The 9,175-nt window shown below is 42.9% G+C and carries 10 protein-coding genes and 1 tRNA gene; 3 read left to right on the top strand and 8 right to left on the bottom strand.

Going from position 1 to position 9,175, the window contains the following annotated elements; translation table 11 throughout:
- Positions 1-64: 64 nt before the first annotated feature.
- Positions 65-149: transfer RNA gene (locus LC653_RS12760), tRNA-Ser, on the bottom strand.
- 1,074 nt (positions 150-1,223) lie between these two features.
- On the opposite strand from LC653_RS12760, the gene LC653_RS12765 reads away from it, so the two are divergent.
- Both LC653_RS12765 and LC653_RS12770 read left to right on the top strand, forming a co-directional pair.
- The gene (locus LC653_RS12765; RefSeq protein ID WP_229494826.1) at positions 1,224-2,246 is read left to right on the top strand and encodes a serine hydrolase; all 1,023 of its coding nucleotides are present in this window, start codon (positions 1,224-1,226) and stop codon (positions 2,244-2,246) included.
- Between the two features lie 120 nt (positions 2,247-2,366).
- Positions 2,367-3,371: a 2-hydroxyacid dehydrogenase gene (locus LC653_RS12770; RefSeq protein ID WP_229494827.1), complete on the top strand. Its 1,005-nt coding sequence runs from the start codon at positions 2,367-2,369 to the stop codon at positions 3,369-3,371.
- A 43-nt stretch (positions 3,372-3,414) separates the two neighbouring features.
- Here LC653_RS12770 and LC653_RS12775 read toward each other — a convergent pair whose 3' ends face one another.
- From LC653_RS12775 to rph, 7 genes are all read right to left on the bottom strand, one after another.
- Positions 3,415-3,669, bottom strand: coding sequence for a hypothetical protein (locus LC653_RS12775; protein ID WP_229494828.1), 255 nt, complete (start codon positions 3,667-3,669; stop codon positions 3,415-3,417).
- Positions 3,670-3,671: 2 nt separating this feature from the next.
- The gene (locus LC653_RS12780) at positions 3,672-3,857 is read right to left on the bottom strand and encodes a hypothetical protein (RefSeq protein ID WP_196524939.1); all 186 of its coding nucleotides are present in this window, start codon (positions 3,855-3,857) and stop codon (positions 3,672-3,674) included.
- The gene (locus tag LC653_RS12785; protein WP_229494829.1) at positions 3,857-4,600 is read right to left on the bottom strand and encodes a M50 family metallopeptidase; all 744 of its coding nucleotides are present in this window, start codon (positions 4,598-4,600) and stop codon (positions 3,857-3,859) included. Before LC653_RS12785 ends, LC653_RS12780 begins: the two co-directional genes overlap by 1 nt.
- A 52-nt stretch (positions 4,601-4,652) precedes the next feature.
- Positions 4,653-4,808: a hypothetical protein gene (locus LC653_RS12790; protein ID WP_229494830.1), complete on the bottom strand. Its 156-nt coding sequence runs from the start codon at positions 4,806-4,808 to the stop codon at positions 4,653-4,655.
- A gap of 76 nt (positions 4,809-4,884) precedes the next feature.
- Positions 4,885-5,751 carry a double zinc ribbon and FHA domain-containing protein gene (locus LC653_RS12795; protein ID WP_229494831.1) on the bottom strand — a complete coding sequence of 289 codons (867 nt, stop codon included), beginning with the start codon at positions 5,749-5,751 and terminating at the stop codon, positions 4,885-4,887.
- Between the two features lie 226 nt (positions 5,752-5,977).
- Complete coding sequence (gene pgl / locus LC653_RS12800) at positions 5,978-6,766, bottom strand: 6-phosphogluconolactonase (protein ID WP_229494832.1); 789 nt, start codon at positions 6,764-6,766, stop codon at positions 5,978-5,980.
- Positions 6,767-7,347: 581 nt separating this feature from the next.
- Positions 7,348-8,091: a ribonuclease PH gene (gene rph, locus LC653_RS12805; protein WP_229494833.1), complete on the bottom strand. Its 744-nt coding sequence runs from the start codon at positions 8,089-8,091 to the stop codon at positions 7,348-7,350.
- A gap of 248 nt (positions 8,092-8,339) precedes the next feature.
- Between rph and LC653_RS12810 the strand changes: the two genes are divergently transcribed.
- Complete coding sequence (locus LC653_RS12810) at positions 8,340-8,924, top strand: IS607 family transposase (protein WP_229494834.1); 585 nt, start codon at positions 8,340-8,342, stop codon at positions 8,922-8,924.
- Positions 8,925-9,175 lie beyond the last annotated feature (251 nt).

Below are 9,175 nucleotides of genomic sequence, written 5' to 3' on the forward strand. Positions count from 1 at the left end.
CATACATACCATCTATGAAGCCAAACATCATCTGTTTGTCTAATTTTTCGGCAATCATTTTAAACGGAGAGGGGGGGATTCGAACCCCCGTTGGGTTTCCCCAAAACGCATTTCGAGTGCGTCACCATGAACCGCTCGGACACCTCTCCAGCTATATCATTCACACATTTGAGTATTCAAATGCCGTGAAGTAAGGGAAATTTTACCATATTCCCTATACTACTATAACATTATTGCTTTATCTACGTAACGGGATGCTTCGGGAACGCCAACGCCCAAGCCCAAGACATTTCCCGCGATCGTGGTTGCTCCAATTACCCAGTGAGTCAATGACACCCAGAGATGTCCTATCTGTTTGGCGATTTACCGTTATCTATTCATCAGCTTTAGGACTTACGCACGGGTAACGGAAAACGAACCACAGAGAAGCCAGTGCGCCCTTGCGGTTAAGAGACTTGAAGCAACTGGCGCGTCACGGAGGAATGAGAGTTTGAGAGGGTTTTTGCGTAAGTCCTAAGCTTAACCAAGATGACCCTTGAAACAAACACCTAACCTGATGCAGGTAAATCTTTTGTAGAAATTTTAGAACAGTTAGAAAATTCTCAATAGCCAATGACCGAATAATTAGTAATTCGTAATACTTCGGCTACGCTCAGTACAAGTTCGTAATTCGTAAATTTTGAATTCATTAATTAGTAATTAATTAATAATTAAATCATTGAGGGACAGAGCAACTTAATTTATTAATGAAAAAAAATAAATTTATTCATCATTCAGAGCAAATACCTTTAGGTATGGGGTAATAATTACGAATTACGTTAGCGCAGCGTTAGCGAGTCCTCGATCGTCATTATCAATTACGAATTATTTTGACTATTAGTCGTTTGATAGCCTTCATTTTCCACTTTTTAATTGGTTCGACTGCGCGTGCTTTTTTATCTCGATTGCTATGTATAAATCATTGCTATCAAAATTAAAAGCGCAATCATAATCTCTTACTATTTGTATAATTAAATAATTATTTTATGTAATATAGACATATTTTCTATATTCTCCCTTATACTTTTTTATCAAAATTCTTGTTTACAATATTCCAGAAAATCTCTTATTAATATCTCTTGACATCGGATATCTTAGTGATTACTATGTCAATCAATCCGGATTTGATTAACTTATTCGGAAAATCTCTGTAAATAAATCCAACACTATCCTCACAGCACTACATGAAACTACGCTGGTTCTTACTGAGCCTTACAAGTATTCTTTTACTATCGTCCCCAGTAAAAGCGAATCCCAATACGAATCAAGTTGGCAACGCAAATGACTGGAGTGCAAATCAATCTGATTTACAACTACCAAAACTTAAATTTATTGCTCCGGTTCCTCTAACCGATCCTGTCAACCCAATAAATACTTCTAAATTCACTGGTGTAGTTCCTCTAGGACGTGAGATATCAGAACTAAAAACTCCTATTAAAGCATTAATGGCTCGCTATAGATTCCTCACTCCCGGAATCTTTTTTATGGACTTAGAAACAGGAGATTATTTTAGTGTTAATGGTGATAAAGCTTTTTCCGCCGCTAGCACAATTAAGTATCCGATTTTGATTGCTTTATTTCAGGAAGTAGATGCAGGGAGAATCAAACTAGGCGAAACTTTGGTGATGGGACGGAAGCATGTCACTGGCGGTTCTGGAAATATGCAGTATCAACGAGTGGGAACTAAGCTGAGTCTCTTGCAAACTGCAACCAAGATGATGACTATTAGCGATAATACTGCTACAAATATGATTATCGACCGATTAGGTGGTGTATCTAAATTAAATCAAAAGTTTCGCCGGTGGGGATTGCAAAGCACTGTGATTCGCAATGTGTTAGGAGATTTTAAAGGAACTAATAAAACTAGTGCAAAAGACTTGGTACGACTGTCAGCTTTGGTTACAAATAATCAGTTAATTTCTGCTACAAGTCAATCCCAAGTTTTAGGTATTATGATTCGTTGTCACAATAGAGCATTGCTCCCATCTGGTTTAGGTTATGGTGCAAATATTGCTCATAAAACAGGTACTCTACGGTTTGTACTAGGCGATGCGGGTATTATTGAAACGCCATCAGGTAAGCGTTATTTAGCAGGAATTTTCGTGCGAAGACCGAATAATGACATTAGAGCTAGAGATTTTATTCGTCAAGTTTCTCGGGTAATGTATGGCTACTTCGAGCAGCCAAAAGTCAGTCATCTACCTTAAAGCAATCCTGAATTCTTTTTTGTTCAAAGCTGCCGAATAGCCCATCCTAGACATCGCTTCTCTAACTGCCAAGGTTATCATGTAGTCGAACATTGTGCAGCATACAATTTGAGGTTTTGCATGAAAGTAGCAGTCTTCAGTACAAAAGTCTACGATCGCAAGTTTTTATCAGCCGCAAATTCTCCCACCCAACACGAATTAGTGTTTTTTGAACCTCGTTTAAATCGGGATACAGCTATTCTCGCCGCCGGATTCCCGGCGGTTTGCGTATTTGTGCATGATCAGGTTGACGCGCCAACTTTAGAACTTCTCGCCTCACGGGGAACTCGGCTGGTTGTCCTCCGTTGTGCAGGGTTTAACAACGTAGACTTACAAGCCGCAGCAGACTTAGGAATTACCGTTGTGCGTGTTCCCGCCTATTCACCCTATGGGGTAGCAGAACATGCTGTGGGATTGATTTTAAGCTTAAATCGCAAAATTCATCGGGCCTATAACCGTGTCCGAGAAGGCAATTTTTCTTTAGATGGACTGTTGGGATTTAATTTGCATGAGCGCACAGTGGGGATTGTTGGCACGGGCAAAATCGGTCTGATTTTAGGACAGATTATGAAGGGGTTTGGCTGTCATATACTCGCCTATGACGTTTATCGCAATCCAGAATTGGAGGCGCTAGGTGGAAAGTATGTAGAGCTAACTGAGCTATTTGCTAACTCGGATATTATCTCGCTACATTGCCCCCTGATTCCCGAAACGCATCACTTGATTAACGCTGAGGCTATAGAACAGATTAAGCCAGGCGTGATGCTAATTAATACTAGCCGAGGAGCGCTGATTGATACCCAAGCAGTGATTGAGGGGTTGAAGTCTGGCAAGATTGGCTATCTCGGTGTGGATGTCTACGAACAAGAATCGGAATTGTTCTTTGAGGATTTGTCTGGTGCAATTATTCAAGATGATATTTTCCAACGTCTGACGACGTTCCCCAATGTACTCATTACCGGACATCAAGCCTTTTTTACAGCAGAAGCTCTCCACAATATTGCAGAAACGACTTTTGCTAATATTGCTGATGTTGAACAGGGCCGTTCTTGTGCCAATGAAATTCGCGCTCAAGTCTCAGCTTAGGTAATGGTTGGCGATCGCAATGACTTTGGACTAAAATCACTATTCAATCCTCATCATCAGGCAAATTCTCCATTTCCTCAATAATTAGCGTCTGAAAATCTTCGTCACAATGATTATGCAGATGAACCGCAGCAGCTAAAAGTTCTGCGAGAATTTCAGCTTGTTGGTTAACAGTTAAACTAGGTAACTGTAACTGGTTAACTAAGGCTTGTACTTTTAGGCACTCTGTACTTAATTCAGAAATCAAGGTACTGAGAGTTGAATTCTTGACTGCAAGAGGGCGATCGCTAATCTGCATATTTATTGTCTCAATCTTTTACGCGCTTGTTGGATTGCCTTATCAAAAGCACGAATCTCTTTTTCCCAATGCTTAATCAAACCTTCGTCAGGAAAACTCTTCTCTGATTCCAGTCTAATCTTTTCTTGATGTTCAGTAATTCTTTGAGCTAAAGATTCAATTGCCTTTTGATGGTGCTTCTTACTCATTACTCCGAACGATAGGCAACGCGGAGACTTTGGACTAAAATCACCAGAGATGCGATCGCCATTAACCCGCCCCAAAACCAGTAAGGTAAAAGCAAATATCGCTGCATTTGCGCTGTATCAGAAAGTCCAAGGGGGCCAGCAGAACTACTAAATAGATAATCAAGTTGATGGTACGTACTCACACAAGCTTGTACACCCAGAAATTGAATGACAAACCCCTGTGCCCAACGAGGTGCTCTCAGGGCAATACCCAAGATTATTAAACCCAGCAAGGGAATTGCCACCAATCCAAACCAGGAACGTACCCAAATTAATGTGGAAAACAGCAAAAAACTCCCTAAAATTTTCAAACTCAGAGTTGCTGCTGTAAAACTGCGGGAAGCCAAAATCAAAGCTGCACCGGCAAGAGGCGGCCCCATTGGGCCTGCGGCGGCGACTATTGCTGGGCCAATTGGCCCCAATGCCGGCTGGATGCCATAAGTTGCGACACCGGAACCATTGCTAAAAATCTGTAATTTCTGAAACTGTCCCCCTAATAGGAGTGCCATTAAGCCGTGACCCATTTCATGAAACCAAGTTGCCAGGATCGTAAATGGGTATAAGATATAATCCCCTCCTGGTACTTGCCACAATAAAGCAGTTGCGATCGCTGCTGCAATTAGCCACGTTAGCCCCATGCGTTCAACAACTGACGGGGCTTCTCTGGTAAGCAAGGGTTCAAAATTTTTGCTTGGTTCTTTCATAGGTCATTCAATTTTGGATTTTAGATTTTAGATTTTCCCTTCAATTCAAAATCTAAAATTGGCAGTGTATTTTCATCCATCGTAGTGTAATTATTAAGGTAATGGAGTTGCTGAACCATGCAACAATTCGCACCTCGAAGCGACGGCTGTAAACTATGGGGCTATCAAGAACAACATAGTTATCCGTCGCTTGTTTGATGCGGTTCATTTGTTTTTCCTCCAAAGGGATGCCGGAGGATGGGCAGAAAATGCTTAGACTGATGTCACAATTGATCGAGAATCAGTTAAGCAAGTTGAAAGAGGAATGTCATTAAGTCTCCTTTACCCAAGCTGATGCGATCGCCTGGTCTTAAGCGATGACGATTCCCTGGTAAAAGTGGCAAATTATTAATATAAGTGCCATTAGAACTTCCTACATCCTCTACATAATGAGCATCTCCCTCGACGCGAATATCTGCATGAATCCGCGAGACAATTTCTGAATTGGGAAATCCTGAAACATCTATATCTGGGGGAATCCGGTCATTGGGTTTGCCGATATGAATCACAGAGAGATTTTGTGGCAATTCAATTAACCGATCACTTTGAACGTGGATTAACCGCGCTGTAACTTGCTGCAATTGTGTTCTGGCAACAGTTGCAGTTGGTGCTGGTGCGGCTGGCTCCTGTACTTCGGCTTGGGGGGCTGGCGCTGGTTCCAACGGTGGTGGAGTAGGAATACTTTGTATAGATACTATCGGTTGAGCTGCGATCGTTGGCGCTGGTTCTGGAGGGCTGGTTTCTGCCACAGATACCTCTGGCAAAGCTGCCACCTCTGTTGCTGGTAAAGATGATTCGGGAGGATGGGAGTTAGTAGAACCACTCATTCCCAAAGCATCTGGTTGTAAAAGTTCTAACAGGGGATCGGGTGGAACTAACGGCGGAACTTCCACAGGAACATCGGGAGTAACTGTTGTAGCTACCGCAGTATGAACGTGTGGAACTCCTGCGGAGTGAAGGTTATAGCCACACTGACCGCAGAATGCAGCATCTGCCTGCACAGTTGCCCCACAACTGGGACAGTTAGTAGTCGCGGGTAAGGGTGTATAGCAAGCTTCACACTGGACAGCGCCGTCAGGGTTGGGATGATTGCAATTAGGGCAGACGATCATCGATATTTAGCCTTTGTTCAAGATCATCATAAATATAGTTAGGACTGGCAAGCAGAGGGCGGCCCTAGCTTTAGATTCTAGCAATTACTGCTGATGGAACCATTAATTGGACACGGGGAAAGGGAGCAGGGAGCAGAGGGGGGAAAGAGGTAAATTACTCATTCTCCCCCTTGCACCCAGCAAGAACTGCCCCTCTGCCTCTTTGCCCCATGCCCAATTCCCAAGTTTAATGTTGGAGTTCCAAACCTGCTGCTGCATCCAGCAGCCACCAAAGTTCTCCTTGGGGCCGAATTAAGCGGGATGGGTAAGTGAAGTCATCGGCTACAGGTGCAAAGACTTGCGCCAAAGCTGGTCTTTTATTAGCACCAGCAACCAGAAAAATCACGCTGCTTGCAGCGTTGATGAAGGGGTATGTGAAACTTATCCTGGGGTTTCCGTCTTTGTTACCCACGGTAACTAGGCGATCGCGTACTTTGAGAGCCTCTGTGTGGGGAAACAAAGATGCGGTATGTGCGTCATCACCCATTCCTAACAATACTACATCCAACGAAGGAAACTCGACCCCAGAAGAATTGAAAAATTCTTTAAGCTGTTGTTCATACTTAGCAGCAGCCAGTTCTGGATTGGCTTCCAAGGTTGGTACGGGGTGAATGTTAGCTGCTGGGATATCAACATGATCTAGCCACGCCCGACGCGTCATCAGTTCATTGCTATCGGGGTGATCTGGTGGTACGTAACGCTCATCCCCCCAAAATATATGAATTTTATCCCAAGGGAGTTTTCGATTAGCGTAGGCGTAGCCCGCCGTTGGCGTTCGCGTTAGCGTCTCTGAAAGAGAAGCCTCTCGTAGAGAAGGCATCGCTTCGTATAACGGTTTAGGTGTACTGCCGCCAGATAAGGCGATGGTAAACCGTCCACGCTGCTCAATGGCAGTTTCTAACTTCGACAGAATTAATTCTAGCGCTCGTGCAACCAGCGCCGGCTGATCCGGTAGAACTTCAACGGTTTTGTTCATGGCTTCATCATCATATTGCTGGCTTCTGGCAATACAATACCGAACTTATTACAATCCTCCTTTTTAACTTTTGAAACATTTAACATCGTGGATTAGCTAGGCTGGAAAAACGTATACGCTCCTTATCACCTTCAACGGTAAGTTGTCAGTAGTAAGTCAATACGGTTCGGTTAACATTAGGACTTACGCAAAATACCTCTCAAACTCTTATTCCTCCGTGTCGCGCCAGTTGCTTCTCCCTACAGCCCTTCGGGCATCCTACGGCAGGCGCTAGCCTCTCACGAATGGGATTCGGGGAGACGCGCAAGGGACAAGTCTCTTAACCGCAAGGGCGCACTGGCTTCTCTGTGTCTGAAGTGGTTCGATTTTCCGTTACCTGTGCGTAAGTCCTAAACATGTCTCTCGAAGATACCCCCAACCCCCCGTTGAAGCAGAGGCAGGAGCAAATCATCCGGGATCGAATCCCCGGATGATTTGGAACCACTCTCATGATTATTTTTATTTACACCTAGTTACTTGATACTTTGTTGATTAATGCCACAGAGGATACATTTATTAATTCTTATTAAAAATTAATAAAACTAATTAATCACAAACAGTGCTTTCCAGTCAGCGATCGCTTCACGTTGGGCGATTAACAATTCCTGAATTCCTTTTTGGGCGACATCTAGCAGTTGATCCAACTGAGTCCGGCTAAAGCTGCCTTCTTCGGCTGTTCCTTGAACTTCAATGATTCCCAAATGTTGATTCATCACCACGTTAAAATCTACTGTTGCAGCCACATCCTCGATATAATTCAGATCCAAAAATGGCTCTCCATCCAGTAATCCTACGGAAACTGCTGCTACCTGTCCACACAGAGGCGATCGCTCCAACACCCCCTCTTGCAACAATTTAGAAATCCCATGAGCCAACGCCACAAACGAGCCTGTAATGGCTGTTGTCCGAGTTCCAGCGTCTGCTTGCAGCACATCAGCGTCCACAGTCAGCGTGTGTTCTCCCAGCGCCTCAAAATCCACTGCTGCGCGTAAACTGCGCCCAATTAAACGCTGAATTTCTTGTGTCCGTCCAGATAATTTCAATAATTCCCTTTCTTGCCGTTTTTGAGTAGCAGATGGTAGCATCCGGTACTCAGCAGTTAACCAGCCTTTACCAGTTCCTTCGAGAAACTTGGGAACTCCCTTATTAACGCTAACAGTACAAAGTACTTGAGTATCACCGCATCTTGCGAGAACAGAACCGGGGGCAAAGCGGGTGAAACTGGGGTGAAAGCTGATCGGACGTAGTTCGTAAGGAAGACGACCGTCAGGACGCTGCCAAGCCATTGGAGTTGCCTCAAGTTTTACAAGTTTTCCAGTAAGCGTAGAGCTTCAGACACTTCAGTGCCCAGATTAAGCGACTTGTGCAACGCAACTTACCACAACGGGGGTTACCCCCGCAAGTGAGTGGCTCACTTTAGTCGCCTAATTCCTGGTTATGATAAGATTAGGATTAAATCTAAAATTTTAAGTATGATAAAACTTTAAACAAAATATAGTCTAACATAGTCAGATATAGTCTAAACTTCAGTCTGATGAAATTGTCTGATTATGCTAAAACTTTGGGGATTTCCTATCTTACAGCTTGGCGACATTACAAAGCAGGTAAAATACCATACCCAACAGAACAACTCCCTACAGGCACGGTAATTGTTGATTACGATCCAAAAAAGATATCAGGGGGTGTTGTTAAAGTTGCGATTTATGCCAGAGTTTCAAGTGCTGAGAATAAAGATAACTTAGATAGACAAGCAGAAAGGTTGTCTCAATACGCTATCGCCAAAGGATATCAGATCGCCTATGTCATAAAGGAAATAGGGAGCGGATTAAACGACAATCGCAAAAAACTAGAAAAGCTCTTTCTCAAAGATGATTATGATATTTTGCTAGTCGAACACAAAGACAGACTAGGACGTTTTGGTACACATTACATAGACATTTTACTTAAAAGATTAGGAGTAAATCTAGAAGTTGTTAATCTATCTGACAATGGTCGGGATGAATTAATGCAAGACTTAGTGGCGATAATTACCAGCTTTGCTGCGCGATTATATGGTCAGCGCAGGGCAAAACGGAAAACAGAAAAAATTGTGGAAACGCTGAATTCCAAGACAGACTAAAATATATTTTATAGTCAAATATATTTTATTGTATCTTTAGTGATATACTAATTTCATTGCCAAAATTTGATAAATATGCGTCAAGTCGAAAAGCACATAATACTAAACAACGTAAAAACTTAACTAACGGGACTTAAACAAAAATTAAGCCCAAATAAAGCCTAAACTGGCTTTATAAGCAGCAAACAGGTCACGGTTAAGGGTTAACCAATCGAAAAATCGATAAGACATTGCTGTTCTAAAAGCCTCTA

It is taken from the genome of Nostoc mirabile CHAB5784 (genome assembly GCF_020829645.1).
GTDB classification, from domain to species: domain Bacteria; phylum Cyanobacteriota; class Cyanobacteriia; order Cyanobacteriales; family Nostocaceae; genus Nostoc; species Nostoc mirabile.